Consider the following 21046-nt stretch of genomic DNA (forward strand, 5'->3'; position numbering starts at 1 on the left):
CGGGTGCGTCGCGGTCGCGAGGGCATCGCCCGCGGGCGCGCCCCTGGCGGCCTCCGGCGCCGGGCGCTCGGGGGCCGGCCGGAGGAACGGGACGAGGCCGAGGCGGTGGGCGCCGAGCGCGAGGATCCCGCCGAGGGCGGCGGCGATCAGCACCAGCGGCCAGCGGCGCCGGCCGAACGTGTGCCGCACGAGGCGGCGGGTCGCGCCGTCGGCGATGAAATTGTCGGGCGCCGACAGGGCCGAGGCGGCGGCCTCGGGCGGCTCCTCCACGAAGCCCCGCATGTCCACGGGCCGGTCCTTCGGCCCGAACCGCCTCAGGAAATCGAGGTCCGTGTCATCGCCTCCCGTGCTCTGGAACGGCCCGGCCGCCTGCTCCGGGAACAGGGCGCGGACCTCGCCCTTCGGCTCCGGCGGCTTCCTGAACGACGCTGACATCCGCAAGTCCTCCCTGGCGCCCTCGGCGCCCCACCCTCCGCGGTCCCGGCCCGCTCACCGGCTCGCCCCCGCCACCGCCGAGCCCGCGGCCGGCCCCGGTCCGGCCGCGGAGGCGAGACGGTCGAGCGCCTGCTGCGCCGGCTTGAAGCGGCGCCAGTCCGGCAGGCTCGCCGCAAGGTTGACCTCACGCCATTTCGGGTGCCGCCCCGGAGCCCGCATCCGGTCGAAGCCCGAGAACAGGGCGGCCGTGAACGCGGCGAGCTGCCGGTAGCGCTCCGACGTCTCCGGCCAGGCGAAGGCGACGAGGACGGCCGAGACCGCGACCGTGTCGATGCCGGCCTCCGCCTTGATCAGCCCCGGATAGTCGGCGCGCCCGAGATTGGCCGGGTAGACGATGTCGCCGAGCCCGGGCTCGTAGGGGATGGGCAGGAAGTGGAGCCCGTCCGCCTCGGTCAGGCCGGCGTAATGGGCGGCCGGCTTGCCGGTGAGGAAGAAGCTCGCGGCGATTGCCTCCGGCTCTCCCCCGCGCAGGCGCGCCGCCGCCTCCGCCGGCCCGAGATTCGCCTCGGTGACGCGGATGCCGAGCTGCTGCAGGAGGCGGCGGGCGAGCTGCTGGGTGGAGCTTCCGCTCTCGCCGAGATTGACGCCCCGTCCGTCGAGGTCGGTCAGGTCCGCCACGTCGCGCCGCGCGAGGAGGTGGAGCTCCACATTGTGGAGCTTGGCGATGTAGACCACGCCGCTGCCCGGTGCCTCGGCCTGCTTCAGGTCCGCGGTCGTGACGATGCCCATGTCCACGCCGCGGCTGCGCAGGACGTCGGCGACCGCCCGCTCGCCCCCCGAGCCGAGGACGACTTGGAGCCGCGGGCCCTCGCCGCCGAGCGCGGTCATGAGGTCGTAGGCCGTGTCGAGCGCCGTGCTGCCGGGCTCGCCCGCCACCAGCGTGACGGTGCGGATGGCAGGCGCGGAGGGGCGCGGGCCGGGCCGGGCCGGGGCGCGGGCGGCGGGAGCCCGGGGCGCCGGCTGCGCCTGGCTTTTGCCGCTCAAGGCATCGAGGAAGGATTGGGCGGCCGCCGGCTCCGCGCCCGCGAGGCCCGCGGAAACAGAAACGATCAGGATCAGCGCGGCGGCGAGGCGTCCGGCGACCGATGTCGCCCCGGAACTCGATTGTCTCCAACCGTACGGTCCCGGTCGATCATCTGGTCTCGTTGCAGAAACATCCATCGGCGTACTGGCATTGTATCATGCAGCACGCTCATCTAAGCGCTGTTTACTGTTTCGCGCAATCCTGGCCGCGCCGCCGCGCACAGCGCGGCCGCGGCGGGTGCCTCGCCTCAGCTCCGCAGGCGCAGGGGCGGGCGCCGGCCGGCCCGCCGCCCCGTGGACGCCGCCTCGCTCTGCCGCTCGATCCCGATCGTCCAGAGCCGCCAGGGCGCCGACAGGGGCAGGAACTCGTCCTCGTCGAGGGTCCAGGCGGCCTCGCCGTCGGCGCAGACGCTCATCCGGAAGGGCCGGCCGCTCGGCGGGCCGATCAGGACCACCGTCAGGGTGTTGCGCCCCTCGTGCAGCCAGGCCGTCGCGTCGTAGGTGAAGCCGTCGAGGGAGGGCTCCCGCCCTTCGAGCGCCGGCTGTGTCACCGCGTAGGTGTTGAGACTGACCATAGCGCGACCTCCCGCGCCCCACAGCGTGAGGCGCAGCCGGTTCCCGGCTCGCAAATGCATGATGTGCCCCTTAACCCTATAGGCAGACTGTCTGCTTCGCGAGTTTTCCACAACGGGAACGTGTAGCGAACGGGAACACTTCGATGACCATGTTGCCGGAAGGATGCAGCCGGTGCGCCCCCAGCCCTAACATTTGCGAAGTCCCGCAGAACCTCGTCTTTCGCGGGAGCCCGAAGTCTCCGTTCCGGTCAGCCCGCCGGACTGATGTTGCCGATATCAGTCATGAGCGGTTCAGCCCGCGTGCGCTTTCGTACGAATGCGCCGCGGATCCTGCGGCGCGCGGATGAAGCCGCGCGGTTCGCACGCCGATCCCGGGTGAGGCCTTCCCCAGGGCGCAGCCGGGCGGTGGGACGGAAGGTAGCACGAACCGAAGCCCGCCCGGCGCGTTTGATGAGGGAACGAATATTATCTTGATGTCGGGAGAATGCCGATGGGACGCCTGTCGACCAATAGAATCCTTCTCGCCTCGACCGTCCTGGTCGGAACCCTGTCGCTGTCGCCCGTCGCCGCGCTGGCGCAGGGCCGCAGCGTGGGCGGCTTCAGCACCGCCGGAGCCCCGATGGGCGGAGGCGGGGGCGGCGGCTTCAGTGGCGGAGGGGGCGGCGGCTTCAGCGGCGGCGGTGCCGGCATCGGCGGCGGCGGCTTCCGCGGCGGCGGGGCCAGCGTCGGCGGCGGCGGTTTCCGCGGCGGCGGCGCCGGGATCGGGGGCGGGGGCTTCCGCGGCGGCGGGGCGGGCCTTGGCGGCGGCGGCTATCGCGGCAACATCGGCGCCCAGGCGGGCCTCGGCTCGAGCGCCTTCCGGGGCGGCAATATCGGGGCCGGCCCCGGCCGGGTGGTCGGCGGCAATTACGGCTATCGCCAGGGCTGGAACGGCAATCGCGGCTGGCGCCGGGGCTACGGGTACGGCTACGGGGGCCTGGGTCTCGGCCTCGGGCTCGGCCTCGCCGCGGGCAGCTACGGCTACGGCGCCTACGGCTACGACCCCTATTATTACGGCGGTGCCGATTACGGCGGCTACGCGCCGGTGGGCTACGGCTACGCCGAGGTTCCGGTGGCGCAGGAGGGCGACGGGAGCGCCGATCAGGTCGAGTATTGCCGTCAGCGCTTCCGGTCCTACGACGTCCGCACCGGGACCTATCTTGGCAATGACGGTCGCCGGCATCCCTGCCCGTAATCGCCACCCGCATCGCGCCTGAACCCGGGCCCCGCGCATCGAGACCGGTGCGCGGGGCCCGTCCGCGTTCTGGGCCGTGATCCGCGCGGGGTGCTTGCGCCTGCCCGCGCCCGCGATAGGGTGGCCCGTCAGCCCACCCATTGCGGAGTTGCGAGATGACGCCAGAGCAGGCCGAGGCGGTCGCCGCGGCGGACAACGCCACCATGGCGATCCTGAACGCGCTGATCGCCTTCCTCGAGAAGCAGGGCGTGATGCGGCGGGAGGATTTCGCGGCCTATCTCGAGGCCGCGCTCAGCGGCTGGCGCGCGGAGGGCGCGGACGAGAAGCTCGTGCGCCTGATCGACATCAAGGCCCGGGGCATCTGCGCGAGCCTGCCGACCTCCGTGCAGAACTGAAGGCGCGCCCCCGCCGCGGGGGAGGGCCCCCGCGCGGGAACGGGACGAGGGAGCGAGCGGCCGGGCTTCAGCCGCCCGCCGCGATCACGGCCTGTCCTTGCCGAAGGGCACGTCGGTCGCGCGCCCGGTCTCGGATTCCCAGTAGGGCTCGGTGTTGAAGTAGCTGTGGACGTGCTCCTCCCAGGCGCGGTCGAACGGGCCGTCGCCCGGGCCGGCCTCCCGGCGGGGCGCGGCCCGGAGTTGCTCCTCGGTGAGGTCGAGCGCGTAGGCCCCGAGATCCGGGCTGTAGCGCAGGAGGCGCCAGGGCAGGGCGTGCTGGTGGCCGGAGCCGGCGAGGTCGAGGATCGCGTAGACGACGCGCCCGGACGGCTTGTCGATCATCAGCCGCGCGATCGTCCCGACGGGGCTGCCGTCGCTGCGCCGCACGGCCGTCCCCTCGACGCGGTCGCTGCCGATGAGGTTCGCGGCCCCGACCGCGTCGCTGCCGGCATCGAGGCCGAGATCGTCGAGCGCCATGGAATCCCTCCGGTTCGTGTCGGTCCCACACCGGCAACGCCGCCCGATTCGGCCGAGTTCCGGGATCTCCGGCACCCCGCCGCGCCGCCCGCCGCGACCCGTGATCCCGCCCGCGGCCCAGCGCTCGGCCCAGCCCTCGGCCCGAACCTCGCCATAGCCCCGATGCGCGGCCGGCCCATCCGAAGGGATGATTCCCAAGCGGCGTCAGCCAGCGTACAAAGCTCCACGCCCCTCAAGACCTCGACACCGATCTCCTCAGACGTCGGCAATCAGTCCGGCACGCATCGGAGTTCTCCAGCCATGCTCGGCAAAGCCTCGTGGGTCATGGTGATCGTCGTTCTCAAGACTTCGCTCGGGATCACCGCTTGGTCGGCCTGGGAAATCCTGCATCTCGCGGGTCTGTGAGCCGCGGATACCGGAAGACCGTGCCGATAACGCTGCAGACGCGGCCGCTCAGGCGGCGAGCGCCATCTCGGCGTGATCCGCCTCCGCCGCCTCCTGCGCCGCCGCCTCAGCGATGCCGAGGAACAGGCGCACGGCGTCGAGGCTCGCGAAGGCCATGAATTCCGGCCGCAGCGGCGCCGGCAGCCCGGCGAAGTCGAGGCTCCGGTAGGTGTCGGGATGGGGATAGAGCTGGTAGGGCTCGCCCGGCGCCATCGGCGCGAACAGGATCGCGGCCTTGGTGTCGCCGTGGCGCACGAGGCTCGCCGAGCCGTATTCCATCGGCTCGATCACGTAGGCGGGCAGGGTCGCGGCGCGGGGTTCGGCCGCGCGGAAGGCTTTGCGTCGCATCGCTGTCTCCGGTCTCCGTCAGGCTGCCAGGGCGGGGTCGCGCACGTCCCGGAAGGGGAGCGTCAGCACGCGCCGCCCGGAGGCGTCGTGCACGTCGACGATCCAGTCCGACCAGTCGAGGGCACGCCCGACCCGCTCCATGGCGAGCCGCGCGGCCTGCTCGGCATAGGTCCAGACCTGCATCTCGGAGGGCACGCGCACGCCGTGCGTGTCGATGATGGCGACGTGGCCGTCCGTGCAGTGAAAGCGGTAGGACCGGGGCTTCATCCACACCTCTCCACAGGTTTCGGTCGCTTGCGGGCGGCGGCTCCGTTGACGCCGGAGCCACCCTGTGTGTTCCTGTTCTGTTCTTGTACCGGAACGCCGATTCCCCCGCAACCCGTGGGGAGAGTTTGCCGCATGGTGCGGCCCGGCCCGCAGCAGGGCCGGGCGCGAGGCGTCGGGTGCGCCGCCCGCCTCCTCGCCAGCGCGGGGCGGCGGGCGCGGATGCCCGAGCCGGAGGCCCGGGCGCCCTTGCCTCAGACGAAGGCGAAGTTCTCCGCCGTGAGATTGGCCAGCACCACGTCCCTCAGGATCAGCGTGTCGGGGGTGTCGGGCGTCTCGGGCGTGGCGGGATGGTCCGGGGCCGGATCCGTGCCGCCTGCCTCGTCCCCGCCGCGCTCGTCGTGATGCCAGGCATGGTGATGGTCGTCGCCGCCGTCATGGGGCGGGATCACGATCACGACGTCACGGCCCTCCTGGCTCGCGGCGGCGATCACGGCGTCGAAATCGGCGAAGTCGCGCTCGGACAGGCGGACCACGTCGCGCTCGCCCGCCCGCGAGCCGGTATCGCCCGGATCCACCGGGCCGGGCGTGTCGTCGGTCCCGTCCGTGCCCGAATCGTCCCCCGGCGCCCCGTCGGCCGCGGCCGCGTCGTCCGCCGCCGCCGTCTCGACCGGGGCCGCCGTCTCGACCGGGGCCGCTGCCGGCGTGCCGGTGTGGAAGTCGGTGATCGTGTCGGTGCCGTAGCCGTGCTTGAACACGAAGGTGTCGTCGCCGCGCCCGCCCGTGAGGGTGTCGTCGCCCCGTCCGCCGTCGAGGAGGTCGTCGCCGGGCCCGCCGCGGCCGACATCGTCCCCGGCCTGCAGGTAGAGCCTGTCGTCCCCGCGCCCGCCGCGCGCCGTGTCGTTGCCGGGGCCGGCAAAGATCACGTCGTCGCCGGCAAATCCCGCGAGGTCGTCGTCGTTCGCCTCGTGCTGGTTGGCGATGATGCGGTCGTCCCCGCTCGACAGGTAGCGCAGCACGGCGAGCGGCGTCGTGAGCTCGCCGATCTGGGCGATGTCGGCGCCGAGGTCGCGCGCGGCGTAGAGGGTGTTATCCCCGTCCGAGACCTTGTAGGAGTCGAGATCCCCTGCGACGAGGCGTCCGCTGGTCTCGTCATAGTCGAAATTGCTGCCGCGCAGGGTCACGATCAGATCGTCCGTGCGGACGCGGAAGACCTCCTCCGTGTCCCGGACGATCTCGCCCGTCTGGATGGCCTCGAGGGCCTGCGTGAAGGCGTCGAGAGATGCCGGTGCCTTGTCGATGAACAGCGCCATGGCTTCGTCCTCCGGAGATGTCTGGGTGAGACGTATCGACGAGCCGAGATGTCGTCCGAACGCGATGTCGGACCCCGCCGCGGGACGCGTCACGAGAGGAGCGGCCGCCCAGCAACGGGGCCGTGCCGTGGGGGGACAACTCAGGGGGGCGAAGCTGCTCTTCTGATGTCAGATCTGTCAATCTGACTATTTTTTATGTTTGTTTCGCACAGAAACTGAGCAATTCTGGTCGTTTCAGGAAAATTTGCTTGCCGCGCGCTGGGATGAGCTTGGCGGCGGGCGGACGGTGAAGGGCTGGTCTTTGCCACGGGCAGGGGCGGGCGCGGCGGGTGCGCGGGGCGGAGCTCGATTGGTCCCGCCGCATGGTCTGCGAGTTGGGTTGGTCGGGCCTCGCAGCCAAGCCGGGCAGGGGGTTTTGTTGGTCACAGCCGTGTGAGTGGCACGATCCGCTCTGGAGCGCCGCAAGCCGCGATGACAAAAAGCCATGTCGCATGGTTCTGGACGTACACACCCTAATGACCTGTAAAGTGAGCGCCGAGGTTTCTAGATAGCTGTCGCCTTAAAATTCAGCCTCAGAATGTCTATTCGGAGCAGCGCAAATGGGTCTACCCATCTTATACAGAGCCGATGTAAGCTTTAGAGGCACCCATTTTCAAAAAGAAGCAGAGCACCCTGGGGCGTACATCCGACGCAGCGATTTCTTGAAATAGATCGCCCAGATTATTCAAGGAAGTATAGCGCTCGAGCGGGGCAGACCTGACGATTCAAATATGCACAACGGTCATCGGATGTCCGTTTATGACGAGCATCGAGGCGGCCCATATTGGGTTGCAAAGTCGGTGGCTGTCGTCGAAAATGAGGCACCCGACCAATCCGCGAGCCGGTAAGACTGATGCTTTACCGCAATTTCGACCATTGGAATAATTTAGACTGCATGCGAGGATTATTATTTTTTGTACAAAGATTGGATGAGTTGACTTACAAATATACGTTGGACAGCTATAAAGCTCCAACTATGTCTCTTCCAGGTCTCGTCTCGGAGGCATCTTCTCTAATGAGCGACGCGATTTTCGCTAAGAGGGATAATGCGGAAAAAATTGTAAATTCAGTCGAAGCTATTATCGAAGAGATTAGAGTAAGGATTAAAGGAAATTGGATTGCAAAAAGCGTCTCTAGCCTCACAATAGACGACTTATTGCTTTTTGATCGGCAGGATCTAAAACTAGACGATTTGAAAAGACGTTTCGCAGTATTAGACGCGGAACTGAATGATGAATCATATGTCATTGAAATTATAGAAAACGTAGTCAACCTTGCTGCTGACGCAAGACAGAAGAAAAAACTTGACTTCTTGGCGCGTGAGTTTGCATCTCTCCTGCAACATCGAGGCGTTTCCAGAGAACACATTAATGAGTCTTTAGCTGAATTTTTCTTCACTGAAAGGCAAATTAAGAGCCCTGATGATTTCAGGATATTTAGCCAAATTGTCTATCCGCATCATCATCGTTTTCAGGTTATTGTTGGAGTTTCAGATATTGTAGCCTCATTAGATGAGGATATCTTACGACAGCGGCAAATGTCGTTAATCGATGACGAGATCGAAGATCTTGATTTTGATTTGCTAGATAAATTCCGTGAGGATTGCGGTTTTGATTGCCTATTGATCATATTTGTTTCCGCCACAGATTACAATTCTGCAGTCTCAAGAGCGTTCTCTAATTTCGATTCTCTCTGCAATTTCTACCGATTATTCAGTCATAAAGAAGATATACAGATTTCGTCGGTTGCACTAGCTGAACAGGGTTGCTGTGAAGGAATCCGCAAAAGAGTTGAAGCACCGGAAAATAATATGTATTTTATTAGAGATATGCGCCGAGTTAAAGGGGCGAGTACTCTCAAGAGATTTAACGAACTTATTACGCTAGACATTGGTCCAGATCGAATAAAAATCCAGAATATTATCAATATTCATGGAATGAGTCTTGCATCTAACAGCCAAGATATTCAACTCGTCAATCTATGGACATGCCTTGAGACCTTAGCGCCGAGCGATCATGGAAGTTCTAAGATAGCCAATGTTGTAAATCGTGTTATTCCGGTACTTATGCTTGGATATTACAACAGACTGGTGGTCAATCTACTTTTCGACATCCTTCGGTGGGATCGACGCAGTTTTTCGAAGGTTCTAAAGTCGGCAGATACAGGACAAGTATTTGATATAAAAGAGAAATTTATTGAAATCCTGACAAAGAAAGAAAATGAGGCGTCCCTCGCTGACCTATATACCCGCTGCAGGGATTTCGAGCTACTACGTTTCCGTATCTCAAGCATGGCTGATTTGCTCGGAGACCTCAAATCGGCACGGGAGAAGCTCGCGAGCCATGAGAACATGGTCCGCTGGCAGCTGTACCGCATCTATCGAACTCGAAATCAAATTGTTCACGCAGGTGAGAGTCCTGACTTCACACAGTATCTTGTTGAAAATGCTCACGATTTTTTCGACCAAAGCCTATTGTTTTGTCTCGAACTCTCGGCATGGAAGCCGAGATTCGATACCTTTCTATCTTGTTTTGATTATGCAGAAGCGCAGTATCGCGAGTACAAATCTCGACTAAAGGATGGAAACAAAGATGATATCGTGTGGGTGCTGCCTCGGCCAAAGGATAAATCTTATGTATTCCAAGAGCCACGCGAGTCATAAAATTATTATGTTGAATTTTTGTTTCTAGAAGCGAAATATGTGAGGCGTTCAATGAGCAATCTGCGAAGCCTCACGTTCCCTCATCGTGTGCGTCTGCCCGGCAGGCGGACGCTTGTCGGACGGTCATTTTAGGCGCGGGCCACGGCCCCCCTGTCACAGTGAATGTCACAGCACCATCCGAAATCCGCGTCTGAGGATCGCTTGCACTCTGTGCAAGGTGAATGTAGCGTGATGACGTAACATTTTGATCCATCAGAGATTTTCACGCTGGTCGGCCGGTCATCATGGCCGCCGCTTTGGTCACCGCGCGCCCTCCGAAGGCAGAGCCCGCCGGCCCCTAGCTCGGGCTTCGCTGGAACTCCACGTCAGCGGCACCGAAGCCGCGCACGATCCTTGCTCCGCCGCCCGCACGGATCGGCCCGCACCGGCCCCCACGAAAAAGAGGGACCCGCCCATGCTCCTGACGCCCCGGGAGAAGGACAAGCTTCTGATCGCCATGGCCGCGCAGGTGGCGCGCAACCGGCTGGCGCGGGGGGTGAAGCTGAACCATCCGGAGGCGGTGGCCCTGATCACGGATGTCGTCGTCGAGGGCGCCCGGGACGGGCGCAGCGTCGCCGACCTGATGCGGGCGGGCGCGCAGGTGCTCACCGCCGATCAGGTGATGCCGGGCATCCCCGAGATGATCCGCGACATCCAGGTCGAGGCGACCTTTCCCGACGGGACCAAGCTCGTCACCGTCCACCACCCGATCCGCGGGGCGCCCTCCGAGGAGATTCCGGGCCGGATCGAGACCGCGCCGGGCATGATCGCGATCAACGTCGGGGCCCCGCGAATCGTGATCGCGGTCGCCAATTCCGGTGATCGCCCGATCCAGGTCGGCTCGCATTATCACTTCTACGAGGTCAACCCGGGGTTGCAGTTCGACCGGGAGCAGGCGCGCGGCCGGCGCCTCGACATCGCGCCCGGAACCGCCATCCGCTTCGAGCCCGGCGCCACCCGCTCGGTGACGCTGGTGCCCCTCTCGGGCAAGCGCACCGTCTACGGGTTCCGCGGCGCCGTGATGGGGAGGCTCTGACCCCATGAGCGATGCGCCGAGCCCCGCCGCCCTGCCGCGCGCGGCCTATGCCGACATGTTCGGCCCGACCACCGGCGACCGGATCCGGCTCGCCGATACGAGCCTCTGGATCGAGGTCGAGCGGGACCTGACCACCTACGGCGAGGAGGTGAAGTTCGGCGGCGGCAAGGTCATCCGCGACGGGATGGGCCAGTCGCAGGCGACGAACGCGGCCGGCGCCGTCGACACCGTCATCACCAACGCCGTCGTCCTCGACCAGTGGGGCGTGGTGAAATGCGACGTCGGCCTCGTGCGCGGGCGCATCGCCCGGCTCGGCAAGGCCGGCAATCCGGACGTGCAGCCGGGCGTCGACATCGTGATCGGGCCGGGCACGGAAGTCATTGCGGGGGAAGGAAAAATCCTCACCGCCGGCGGCTTCGACAGCCACATCCACTTCATCTGCCCGCAGCAGATCGAGGAGGCGCTCTGCGCCGGCTTCACCACGATGCTGGGGGGCGGCACCGGCCCCGCGCACGGCACCTTCGCCACGACCTGCACGCCCGGCCCCTGGCACATCGCCCGCATGATCGAGGCGGCGGACGCCTTCCCCATGAACCTCGCCTTCGCCGGCAAGGGCAACGCCTCGCGCCCCGAGGCCCTGGAGGAGATGGTGCGGGCGGGCGCCTGCGCCCTCAAGCTCCACGAGGATTGGGGGACGACCCCGGCCGCCATCGACACCTGCCTTACCGTCGCCGACGCGCAGGACGTGCAGGTCATGATCCACACCGACACCCTGAACGAGTCGGGCTTCGTCGAGGACACGATCGCGGCCTTCCGGGGCCGCACCATCCACGCCTTCCACACGGAAGGGGCCGGCGGCGGCCACGCCCCCGACATCATCAAGGTGGCGGGCCTGCCTCACGTCCTGCCCTCGTCCACCAACCCGACGCGGCCCTACACGACGAACACGATCGACGAGCATCTCGACATGCTCATGGTCTGCCACCACCTCGACCCGTCGATCCCCGAGGACCTCGCCTTCGCCGAGAGCCGCATCCGCCGGGAGACGATCGCCGCCGAGGACATCCTGCACGACATCGGCGCGCTCTCGATGATGTCCTCGGACAGCCAGGCGATGGGCCGGGTCGGCGAGGTCGCGATCCGCACCTGGCAGACCGCCTGCAAGATGAAGCGCCAGCGGGGCGCGCTGCCCGGCGACGCCTCCGGCAACGACAACCTGCGCGTGCGCCGCTACATCGCCAAATACACGATCAACCCCGCGATCGCGCACGGGATCTCCCGCCATATCGGCTCGGTCGACCCCGGCAAACTCGCCGACCTCGTGCTCTGGTCGCCCGCCTTCTTCGGGGTCAAGCCCGACCTCGTCCTGAAGGGCGGCATGATCGCCGCCGCCCCGATGGGCGACCCCAACGCCTCGATCCCGACGCCCCAGCCCGTCCATTACCGCCCGATGTTCGGCGCCTATGGCCGCGCGCCCCCCGCCACCGCGCTCACCTTCGTCTCGAAGGCAGCCGTGGAGGACGGCCTCGCCGAGCGCCTCGGCGTCGGCAAGGCGCTCGTCGCCGTCGAGAACGTGCGCGGCGGCATCTCGAAGGCGAGCATGGTGCTCAACGACGCCACGCCCGTCATCGAGGTCGACCCCGAGACCTACGACGTGCGGGCCGACGGCGAACTCCTCGTCTGCGAGCCCGCGGAGGTGCTGCCGATGGCGCAGCGCTACTTCCTGTTCTGAGCCCATGATCCGTTCCGAGCCCATCATCCGTTCCGAGCCCATCATCCGTTCTGAGCCCATGATCCGCGCCACCCGCATCCTGCGCGCCCGCGCCATCGGCCCGGGCGAGATCGTCGACCGCGTCGTCCTCGACCACGGCGACCGCCACCGCCGCCGTGTGGCGATGCGGGGCGTCGGCGGCCTGCCGTTCCTCCTCGACCTCGCCGAGCCGGCCGTGCTGGAGGACGGCGACGCCCTCGTCCTCGAGGACGGGCGCCTCGTCTGGGTGGAGGCCGCGGCCGAGCGCCTCCTCGAGATCCGGGCGCCGAGCGCGCTCGCCCTCAAGCGCCTGATCTGGCACATCGGCAACCGCCACATCCCGGCCGAGATCGGCGAGGAGGCGGTCTTCATCGCCGACGACCACGTGCTCGCCGAGATGGTGCGCGGCCTCGGCGGCACCGCCGAGCCGGTGGAGCGCCCCTTCCGCCCCGAAGGCGGCGCCTATGCGGGCGGGCATGGGCATGGGCATGGGCATGGGCATGGGCATGAAGATGGGCACCGCCACGGCCACCATGCCCACGGTTGAGACCCTGCGCCTCATGGCATGGCTCTCTCCCGCCTATCCGGTCGGGGCTTACGCCTACTCGCACGGCCTCGAAGGGGCCGTGGAGGCGGGCGACGTCACCGACGCCGCGAGCCTGGAGGCGTGGCTCTCGGACGCGCTGGAGCGCGGCGCCGGCCGCAACGACATGATCCTGGCAAGTGCCGCCCACCGGGCCACGGCGGAGGGCGATGGGGCCGCGCTCGCGGAGACGAACGACCTCGCGCTCGCGCTCGCGCCCTCCCGCGAGTTGCACCTCGAGACGAGCCAGCAGGGCCGCAGCTTCCTCGACGCGACGGCGGCGGCCTGGCCCAACCCCGCGCTTCCGGCCGTCTGCGCCGCCCTGCCGGGCGCCGTCGCCTACCCCGTCGCAGTGGGTGCGGCCGCGGGCGCCCACGGCCTCGCGCGCGACGTCACGGTCGCGGCCTACGGGCTTGCCTTCGTCCAGAACCTCGTCTCGGCCGCCCTGCGCGTCGCGCCGATCGGCCAGAGCGCCGGGATGCGGGTGATCGCCGCCCTGAGCCCCCGCGTCGCGGATCTCGCCGCTTCCCTCCGCGGGGCGGGGCTCGACGAACTCGGCTCGGCCTGCCTGCGGCTCGATCTCGGCTCGTTCCGGCACGAGACGCAATATTCCCGCCTCTTCCGGAGCTGAGACGATGACCTCCCTGAACGGCCCTCTCCGCGTCGGCATCGGCGGCCCGGTCGGGTCCGGCAAGACCGCCCTGATGGAGCAGCTCTGCAAGCGCTTCCGCGACCGCTACGAGATCTGCGCGATCACGAACGACATCTACACCAAGGAGGATGCCCGCATCCTCACCGTGGCCGGCGCCCTGCCGGAGGAGCGCATCCTGGGGGTCGAGACCGGCGGATGCCCGCACACGGCGATCCGCGAAGACGCCTCCATCAACCTCGAGGCGGTGGCCGAGATGCGCCGCCGGTTCCCGACGCTCGACCTCGTTCTGATCGAGTCGGGCGGCGACAACCTCGCCGCGACGTTCTCGCCGGAACTCGCCGACCTCACCCTCTACGTGATCGACGTGGCGGGCGGCGAGAAGATCCCCCGCAAGGGCGGCCCCGGCATCACCCGCTCCGATCTCCTGATCGTCAACCAGACGGACCTCGCCCCGCTCGTCGGCGCGGACCTCTCCGTGATGGAGGCGGACACCCGCCGGATGCGGGGGCAGCGTCCTTTCGTCTTCGCGTCCCTGCGCGAGGGGCGCGGAGCCGACGCGATCGCCCGCTTCGTGGAGGAGGCGGGCGGCCTCGGGTGAGAGGCCGAGGGGCCGAGGGGCGGGGCCTGGGTAGGACGATCAGTTGGTGCGCGGCTCGGCGGTCGCGAAGGCGAGCGTCGCGCTGTAGGCGTCGGCATCCGCGAGATCCGGGGTACGCGAGGGCCTCACCCGGTGGGAGACGGCGAGGATCTGCCGGCCTCCCTGCGCCAGGGGCACGCGCGCGGCGCCCTTCGCATCCGTCGTGACGCGGGTCTCCGGCGCCTCGCCGCTGGTGGCCACGACCTCGGCGCCGGCGACCGCCCGGCCCTCGAACAGCACGCGCACCCGGATCGCCCCCGCGGCCGCGCCCGGCGCCTCCAGGGGCACGATCTCGAGGGTCTGGCCGAGGACCCGCTCCCAGGGCGCGCCGGGGCCGATCACGGCCTTCGCGAACTTCATCGACCATTGGCTGCGCTGTGCATCCGGCACCGAACGCCGGTCGGCATTGCGCTCCCCGCCCTCGCGCAGGCGCACCCAGAAGCCGTTGTCGTAGGCGGCCGAGACGAGCGCCCCCTCGGCCCCGGCCGGCAGCGCCGCCGCCAGCACCGTGCCCTCAGGCCGGGCGCTGAGGCGCGTGGTGCCGGCACCCGTCAGCGCGGAGAGGTGGACGAGCTTGTCGGCGTTCGGCAGTTCGGGCTCGTGCACGTGCCCGAACTGGACCGCGACGCCGCCGGGCGACGGACTGAGCCAGAGGTCGTGGGCCCGTGCGGCCGTGGACAGGACGAGAGCGAGAGGCAGGGCGAGAAGGCGGTTCGGTCGCATCGGGTCGCGTTCGCTCCAAGGGTATCGGGCGCCGATCTTCAGGATCCGGCGCCGCTCTGCAAGCCCGGCGCCAGCCGGGCAGCGGCGAGGTCCGGCCGGGCAGGGGCCGCGATGCGCTCGCCCCGGGAGCGGACATCCGTGCGCAATCCGGCCTTCGCCTCAGCGCGCGCCTTCGGCCCAGGGAGCGGCCGCGAGGACCTCGGCCAGATAGGCGATCAGCACCGTCACCCGGGCGGGTCGCGGGTCGCCGGGCGGCGTCACGAGGTGGAGCGCGATCGGCGGGGCGGACCATTCGGGCAGGACGCGCTCCAGGCGGCCCGCCCGCAGGTCCTCCCAGATCATGAAATCCGGCTGGACCGCGAGGCCGAGGCCTGCGCGGAGGGCCGGCCCGAGCGCGTCGGCATTGTTCGCCCGGAGCGGTCCGGCCGGCGTGACCGTCGCTTCCGCCCCGTCCGGCCCGCGGAAATGCCAGCGGTCCGGCGTCGGCAGGTAGGCGTAGCCGAGGCAGGCGTGGCGGGCGAGATCCTCCGGCGAGTCCGGGCGCCCGCAGCGATCGAGATAGGCCGGCGCCGCAACGAGGGAGCGTCGGATCCCGCACAGCCGGCGTGCCCGCAGCGAGGAATCGGCGAGGGCGGCGATCCGCAGGCCGAGATCGAATCCGCCGCCGACGAGATCGACGAGGGCGTCGCTGAGGTGCAGATCGACGGAGATCCCCGGATGGGCCGCGAGAAAATCCGGCAGGCGCGGGGCGACGTGGGTGACGCCGAAGGACATCGGCGCGGCGAGCCGCACCAGCCCCTGGGGCGCGGCCGCCGCCTCGCGCGCCTCGGCCTCCGCGGCCTCGCCCTCCGCGAGGAGGCGGGCTGCGCCGTCGCGTGCGGAGCGGCCGGCCTCGGTCAGGCTGAGGCGGCGTGAGGTGCGGTGAAACAGGCGAGCGCCGATCCGCGCCTCGAGCCGCGCCACCGCCTTCGAGACCGTGCCCGGCGACACGCCGAGATCGGCAGCCGCCCGTCCGAACGAGCCGGACTCGGCGACCTTCGCGAAGATGGCCCAAGCCTCGAAATCGGGAAGCTTCATCGATCAATCCGGAAACGATGGTTTTCCTTTGTTTCCGTTTTCGCGGACGAAGACAAGGCTCACATTCGCCCCATCGAACGACGCCGCCCGGTCCCGCTGCGGGCGAGCCACAGGAGACACGCCATGTCCGAGACCGGCCTGCACCACGTCACCGCCTTCTCCGGCCCCGCCCTGCGAAACCTTGATTTCTACACCCGCGTCCTCGGGCTGCGCCTCGTGAAGAAGACTGTGAACTTCGACGATCCGGGCACCTATCATCTCTATTACGGGGACGAGACGGGGCGGCCCGGCACGATCCTCACCTTCTTCCCCATCCCCCACGCCGCTCCGGGGCGCGTCGGGATCGGCGAGACGCAGGAGACGGCCTTCCGGGTCCCGCGCGCCTCGATCGGCTGGTGGACGCACCGCCTCCTCGCCCACGGCGTGCGCCACGAGGCCCGAGTGCAGGTCTTCGGCGAGTCGACGCTCCGCTTCCGCGATCCGGACGGGATGGCGCTCGCCCTCGTCGGCATCGAGGATGCGGGCGAGGCGGCAGGCTGGAGCGGCGGCGAGGTGCCGCGAGAGCACGCCATCCGCGGCTTCCACGGCGTGACGCTGCTGCTGGCGGAAGCCGGCCCGACCGCTGCGATCCTGACGGACGTGCTCGGCTTCACCGAGTCCGGCCGCGAGGGCTCGGCGACGCGGTTCTCGGGCAGCGCGGGGCTTGGCGGGCTCGTCACCCTGCGCGCGGTCGGCGGCTTCCTGCCCGGCCGGCCGGGAGCGGGCAGCGTGCACCACATCGCCTTCCGGGCGGCCGACGACGCGGCCCAGGCGGCGATGGCCGGGCGCCTGCGCGAGCGGCACGGCCTCACCGTGACCGAGCAGCGCGACCGCAACTACTTCCGCTCGGTCTATTTCCGCGAGCCGGGCGGCGTCCTGTTCGAGATCGCCACCGACGCGCCGGGTTTCACCGCGGACGAGCCGGTCGAGGCGCTGGGGCAGGCGCTCAAGCTCCCGGACTTCCTGGAGCCGCACCGGGCCGAGATCGAGGAGGTCCTGCCGAAGATCGCGTGACACGCCCCAAAACGAGGAGGTTCCGATGACGACCACGACCGACACCGCACGCTTCGTCCACCGCTTCGAGCCGGGCAGCGATCCGAGCCGGCCGCCGCTGCTGCTCCTTCACGGCACCGGAGGCGACGAGGCCGACCTCCTGCCGCTCGGACGCATGGTAGCGCCGGGCGCCGCCCTGCTCTCGCCGCGGGGGCAGGTCCTGGAGAACGGGAGCCCGCGGTTCTTCCGGCGCCTCGCCGAGGGCGTGTTCGACGAGGCCGACGTGATCCGCCGGGCCGGGGACCTCGCGCGTTTCGTCGCCGAGGCTCGCGGGATCTACGGCCTGCCCGCGCCGGTCGCCTTCGGCTTCTCGAACGGGGCGAACATCGCCGCCGCGACGCTGCTGCTGCACCCCGAGGCCCTTGCCGGCGCCGTCCTGATCCGGCCGATGGTGCCGCTCGCCGCGCCGCCGGCGGCGGATCTCGCGGGAGCCGGAGTGCTGATCCTGTCGGGTGCCTTCGACCCGATCGTGCCGGCGGAGAATGCCGCCTCCCTCGCGGCGATGCTGGAGCGGGCGGGCGCCCGGGTGGAGCACCGCACGCTTCCCACGGGCCACGGACTCGGCCAGACGGACCTCGCCCTGGCGCGGGCCTGGCTCTCGGGGCAGGCGGCCTGAGCGGGAGGCAGGCCCGCGAAGCCGGAGATCACCCTTGCCAGACCCGGGGCAGGGGCGCGTGCCGGTAACCCGCGAGGAAGCGGGCCGCAAGGCTCCGGAGCCCGTCCGGATCCTGGCCGAGGAGGCGCACGGCGAGGTGCCCGTTCCAGGCGCTGGCGCCGGCCTCGACGCCGTCCCCCGGCATGTCGAGGAGCGCCCGTGCCTCCTCGACACGGCTCTCCGCACCGGGGGCGAAGTCGAGGATCGTGCCGAAGGCGCGGGCGCCCCCTCCGGTGGCGGGACGGGCGAGGATGTCGGCGACCGGGCCGGACAGGTGCAGCGCATCCGCGTAGACGAGGCGGCCCGAGCGGCGGACGAACCAGCGGTCGCGGATCGCGCCCGAAGCGAAGGTCTCGCCTCGGGCGGCGCGCCCCAGCATCACGATCTCGCAGGCGAGGAGGCCCGCACCCGCGCCGAGATCCGCCTCGAAGCGGCGCTCCAGCCGGGCCCGGTCGTAGAGGATCGTCTCCTGCGGCAGCCAGGCGAGATGGGCGCCCGGCGCGACGGCGAGGCGGTTCCGGATCGTGCTCGCCGGCCCATCCGAGCGGTAGACCTTCTCCGCGGCGGTTGTGGTGAGGACGAGGCCGGCGCCCGCTTCGAGTTCGATGCCGATCTCGAACAGGTCGCCGCAGGCGATGCCGCCCGCGGTGTTGACGAGGACGGCCTCCGGCACCGGCCCGTGGGTTCTCGGAAAGCGCAGGCGCGAGGGGCCGGATTCCGAAAGGTCGGCGACGACCGTCGCGGCACCCGCCCGCGCCATCCGGAGCCGGACGCAGCCGCGGGAGCGCTGGCGCAGCGGGGCGGGGGCTGGCACCGCCTCGGGCGGGGGGAGGGGCCGCATGGGCTACCGGATCTTTCGCGGGGGCCGCGCGCCCGTTCCGGCAGGCGACAGGGCGAGGGGACAGTCAGCGCGGCGCCGCCTCACGGCGTCGGGTCCCGCGGCACGGCCTCGATCACGGGGGTCGGCCGATCGAGGATGCGGCGGCCGAACAGGCTCGCGACGAGTTCCACCAGCACCCGGGCGCTGCGCCCGCGCTCGTCGAGGACCGGGTTCAGCTCGACCACGTCGAGGGAGCCGACGAGGCCGGAATCGTGGAGCATCTCCATGATCAGATGCGCCTCGCGGAAGGTGGCGCCCCCCGGCACCGTGGTGCCGACGCCCGGCGCGATGCCGGGATCGAGGAAGTCGATGTCGAGGCTGACATGCAGGTGGCCGCCGGCCGCCGCGACCCGCTCCAGAACCCGGCGCAGGGGCGCCACCACCCCGAACTCGTCGATGGCCCGCATGTCGGTGACGCCGACGTGCCGATCCGTCACGAGGGCGCGCTCGCCGGCATCGATCGAGCGCAGACCGAACAGGTGGATGCGTCCGGGATCGAGGAGCGGGCGCGGGCCCTGCGCGAACAGACCCTCGAATCCGGGCTCCCCGCAGAGCGCCGCCAGCGGCATCCCGTGGATGTTGCCCGAGGGCGAGGTCTGCGGCGTGTTGAAATCCGCGTGCGCGTCGAGCCACAGCACGAAGAGCGGCCGGCCGGCCCCCTCGCGATGGCGCAGCACCCCGTCGACCGAGCCGAGCGACAGGCTGTGGTCGCCGCCGATCACCACCGGCAGAGCGCCTCCCGCGAGGCTCGCCCCGACACGCTCGGACAGGACCCGGGTCCAGGCCGCGACCGCCGGCAGGCCCCGTGCCTCCGCCGGGCAGCCGGGCACCACGTCGCCGAGATCCGCGACCGCGTGGCCGAGATCGGCCAGCGTCCGCACGAGGCCGGCCGTGCGCAGCGCCGCGGGCCCCATCAGGGCGCCGGGCTCGCTCGTGCCCACCTCGATCGGCGCGCCGATGATCTCGATGCGGGCCGCCCCCGCCTGTCGCCCGCTCATGCGCCGCTCCCAGCCGATCCTGCGAGGCCCCAGCGCGTTCTAGCCCGCCCGGGCGACGCGCTGAAGGCGCGCTCGGGCGCTCATGCACGGCCGATGCCGCACGCGCGACGGGGCGCCTGCCTCGGCAGGCGCGGATGAGGGCGCGCCGCGTTCGGACGGGCTTGGCGCGACGGTCACGGCGGCGCTTGGCACATCGCTTGCCAGACCTTCGCGCCCACCGAACGGGCAGGGAAACGGCAGACCTCGACGATGAGCAGAGCCCTCTCGACCGGACCGGAGCATCCGTCGCCCGTCGGACGCTGGACCCGCGCCGCCGCGCTGGCCGGCAGCCTCGCCCTCGGACTGGCCAGCGCGTCCGCAGCGCGCGCGCAGGAGACGATCAAGGTCGGCATCCTGCACTCGCTGTCCGGCACGATGGCGATCTCGGAGACGACCCTCAAGGACGCGATGCTGATGCTCATCGCGGAGCAGAACCGGAAAGGGGGCGTCCTGGGCAAGAAGCTCGAGCCGGTCGTGGTCGATCCGGCCTCGAACTGGCCGCTCTTCGCCGAGAAGGCCCGCGAGCTCATCGCTAAGGACAAGGTCTCGGCCGTGTTCGGCTGCTGGACGAGCGTGTCGCGCAAATCCGTGCTGCCGGTCTTCCGAGAACTCGACTCGATCCTGTTCTACCCCGTCCAGTACGAGGGCGAGGAGAGCGAGCGGAACGTGTTCTACACGGGCGCCGCCCCGAACCAGCAGGCGATTCCCGCCGTCGACTACCTGATGAGCGAGGAGAAGGTCGAGCGCTGGGTGCTCGAGGGGACGGATTACGTCTATCCCCGCACCACCAACAAGATCCTCGAAGCCTACCTGAAGGCGAAGGGCGTCGCGCCCGCCGACATCTCGATCAACTACACGCCGTTCGGCCAGTCGGACTGGCAGACGCGGGTGGCCGCCATCAAGGCCTTCGGCACGGCCGGCAGGAAGACGGCGGTGGTCTCGACGATCAACGGCGACGCCAACGTGCCCTTCTACAAGGAGCTCGCCAACCAGGGCGTGAAGGCGACCGACATCCCGGTCGTGGCCTTCTCGGTCGGCGAGGAGGAGCTGGCCGGCATCGACACCAAGCCGCTTCTCGGCCACCTCGCCGCCTGGAACTATTTCGAGTCGATCGACACGCCCGAGAACAAGGCCTTCATCGAGCAGTGGCGCGCCTTCACGAGGAACGCCAAGCGCGTCACGAACGACCCGATGGAGGCCCATTACATCGGCTTCAACATGTGGGTGAAGGCGGTGGAGAAGGCCGGCACCACGGAGCCCGACAAGGTGATCGCGGCGCTGCCCGGCATCGAGCAGAAGAACCTCACCGGCGGCACCGCGAAGATGCTGCCGAACCACCACGTCACCAAGCCGGTCTTCATCGGCGAGATCAAGGATGACGGCCAGTTCGACGTCGTCTGGAAGACGGACGGTCTCATCCCCGGCGAGGCGTGGTCGAAGCAGCTCGACGGCTCGAAGGACCTCGAGGCCGACTGGGTGACGCTCAATTGCGGCAACTACAACACCAAGACCAAGAAGTGCGGTGGGGCGTGAGGCGCCCGCCCGGCAGGGCGCGCCCGACCTCTCCCGCATGGGGG

At 69.0% G+C, this 21046-nt stretch carries 22 protein-coding genes; 11 read left to right on the plus strand and 11 right to left on the minus strand.

Going from position 1 to position 21046, the window contains the following annotated elements; genetic code table 11:
- The 3 genes from E1J50_RS18835 to E1J50_RS18845 all read right to left on the minus strand — a co-directional run.
- Positions 1-435 (minus strand): hypothetical protein (locus E1J50_RS18835; protein ID WP_207919243.1); only part of this gene is annotated, 435 nt, incomplete at its 3' end.
- Positions 436-489: 54 nt separating this feature from the next.
- Positions 490-1479 (minus strand): TAXI family TRAP transporter solute-binding subunit, encoded by a 990-nt coding sequence (locus tag E1J50_RS18840; RefSeq protein WP_132255368.1) that lies wholly within the window; start codon positions 1477-1479, stop codon positions 490-492.
- A gap of 287 nt (positions 1480-1766) precedes the next feature.
- Positions 1767-2093, minus strand: a complete 327-nt coding sequence (locus E1J50_RS18845) for a hypothetical protein (protein ID WP_132255369.1) — start codon at positions 2091-2093, stop codon at positions 1767-1769.
- Positions 2094-2583: 490 nt separating this feature from the next.
- Here E1J50_RS18845 and E1J50_RS18850 point away from each other — a divergent pair, with 490 nt between their 5' ends.
- Entirely contained in the window at positions 2584-3327 is a 744-nt protein-coding gene (locus tag E1J50_RS18850) for a BA14K family protein (protein WP_132255370.1), read from the plus strand.
- Between the two features lie 155 nt (positions 3328-3482).
- Complete coding sequence (locus tag E1J50_RS18855) at positions 3483-3722, plus strand: hypothetical protein (protein WP_132255371.1); 240 nt, start codon at positions 3483-3485, stop codon at positions 3720-3722.
- Between the two features lie 84 nt (positions 3723-3806).
- On the opposite strand, the gene E1J50_RS18860 is transcribed toward E1J50_RS18855, so the two are convergent.
- From E1J50_RS18860 to E1J50_RS27835, 4 genes are all read right to left on the minus strand, one after another.
- Positions 3807-4238 (minus strand): PRC-barrel domain-containing protein, encoded by a 432-nt coding sequence (locus E1J50_RS18860; protein WP_132255372.1) that lies wholly within the window; start codon positions 4236-4238, stop codon positions 3807-3809.
- A 453-nt stretch (positions 4239-4691) separates the two neighbouring features.
- Positions 4692-5030: a hypothetical protein gene (locus tag E1J50_RS18865; RefSeq protein ID WP_132255373.1), complete on the minus strand. Its 339-nt coding sequence runs from the start codon at positions 5028-5030 to the stop codon at positions 4692-4694.
- Positions 5031-5048: 18 nt separating this feature from the next.
- Entirely contained in the window at positions 5049-5297 is a 249-nt protein-coding gene (locus E1J50_RS18870) for a DUF6894 family protein (protein WP_132255374.1), read from the minus strand.
- Between the two features lie 251 nt (positions 5298-5548).
- Positions 5549-6607, minus strand: coding sequence for a calcium-binding protein (locus tag E1J50_RS27835; RefSeq protein ID WP_132255375.1), 1059 nt, complete (start codon positions 6605-6607; stop codon positions 5549-5551).
- 892 nt (positions 6608-7499) lie between these two features.
- Between E1J50_RS27835 and E1J50_RS18880 the strand changes: the two genes are divergently transcribed.
- The 6 genes from E1J50_RS18880 to ureG all read left to right on the plus strand — a co-directional run bounded on the left by E1J50_RS18880 (position 7500) and on the right by ureG (position 13966).
- Positions 7500-9308 (plus strand): hypothetical protein, encoded by a 1809-nt coding sequence (locus tag E1J50_RS18880; RefSeq protein ID WP_132255376.1) that lies wholly within the window; start codon positions 7500-7502, stop codon positions 9306-9308.
- 454 nt (positions 9309-9762) lie between these two features.
- Entirely contained in the window at positions 9763-10383 is a 621-nt protein-coding gene (locus E1J50_RS18885; protein ID WP_132255377.1) for an urease subunit gamma, read from the plus strand.
- A gap of 4 nt (positions 10384-10387) precedes the next feature.
- Positions 10388-12115 (plus strand): urease subunit alpha, encoded by a 1728-nt coding sequence (ureC, locus tag E1J50_RS18890; protein ID WP_132255378.1) that lies wholly within the window; start codon positions 10388-10390, stop codon positions 12113-12115.
- A gap of 58 nt (positions 12116-12173) precedes the next feature.
- Positions 12174-12680, plus strand: a complete 507-nt coding sequence (locus E1J50_RS18895) for an urease accessory protein UreE (protein ID WP_132255379.1) — start codon at positions 12174-12176, stop codon at positions 12678-12680.
- Positions 12628-13347 (plus strand): urease accessory protein UreF, encoded by a 720-nt coding sequence (locus tag E1J50_RS18900; RefSeq protein WP_425374949.1) that lies wholly within the window; start codon positions 12628-12630, stop codon positions 13345-13347. Before E1J50_RS18895 ends, E1J50_RS18900 begins: the two co-directional genes overlap by 53 nt.
- Before the next feature lie 4 nt (positions 13348-13351).
- Complete coding sequence (gene ureG / locus E1J50_RS18905) at positions 13352-13966, plus strand: urease accessory protein UreG (RefSeq protein WP_132255380.1); 615 nt, start codon at positions 13352-13354, stop codon at positions 13964-13966.
- Between the two features lie 39 nt (positions 13967-14005).
- Here the strand turns inward: ureG and E1J50_RS18910 are convergent, their stop codons facing one another.
- Positions 14006-14728, minus strand: a complete 723-nt coding sequence (locus E1J50_RS18910; protein WP_132255381.1) for a DUF4198 domain-containing protein — start codon at positions 14726-14728, stop codon at positions 14006-14008.
- Between the two features lie 159 nt (positions 14729-14887).
- A complete protein-coding gene (locus tag E1J50_RS18915; protein ID WP_132255382.1) occupies positions 14888-15805 on the minus strand; it encodes a LysR family transcriptional regulator in 918 nt (305 codons plus the stop codon).
- Positions 15806-15928: 123 nt separating this feature from the next.
- Here E1J50_RS18915 and E1J50_RS18920 point away from each other — a divergent pair, with 123 nt between their 5' ends.
- Both E1J50_RS18920 and E1J50_RS18925 read left to right on the plus strand, forming a co-directional pair.
- Entirely contained in the window at positions 15929-16858 is a 930-nt protein-coding gene (locus tag E1J50_RS18920; protein ID WP_132255383.1) for a ring-cleaving dioxygenase, read from the plus strand.
- Between the two features lie 25 nt (positions 16859-16883).
- The gene (locus E1J50_RS18925; RefSeq protein WP_132255384.1) at positions 16884-17513 is read left to right on the plus strand and encodes an alpha/beta hydrolase; all 630 of its coding nucleotides are present in this window, start codon (positions 16884-16886) and stop codon (positions 17511-17513) included.
- Positions 17514-17541: 28 nt separating this feature from the next.
- On the opposite strand, the gene E1J50_RS18930 is transcribed toward E1J50_RS18925, so the two are convergent.
- Positions 17542-18393, minus strand: a complete 852-nt coding sequence (locus E1J50_RS18930) for an urease accessory protein UreD (RefSeq protein ID WP_132255385.1) — start codon at positions 18391-18393, stop codon at positions 17542-17544.
- An 80-nt stretch (positions 18394-18473) separates the two neighbouring features.
- Positions 18474-19430, minus strand: a complete 957-nt coding sequence (gene rocF, locus E1J50_RS18935) for an arginase (RefSeq protein WP_132255386.1) — start codon at positions 19428-19430, stop codon at positions 18474-18476.
- A gap of 249 nt (positions 19431-19679) precedes the next feature.
- Between rocF and urtA the strand changes: the two genes are divergently transcribed.
- Positions 19680-21002: an urea ABC transporter substrate-binding protein gene (urtA, locus tag E1J50_RS18940; protein WP_207919244.1), complete on the plus strand. Its 1323-nt coding sequence runs from the start codon at positions 19680-19682 to the stop codon at positions 21000-21002.
- Positions 21003-21046 lie beyond the last annotated feature (44 nt).

The sequence above is a fragment of the Methylobacterium segetis genome (assembly GCF_004348265.1).
Classification (GTDB): Bacteria; Pseudomonadota; Alphaproteobacteria; order Rhizobiales; family Beijerinckiaceae; genus Methylobacterium; species Methylobacterium segetis.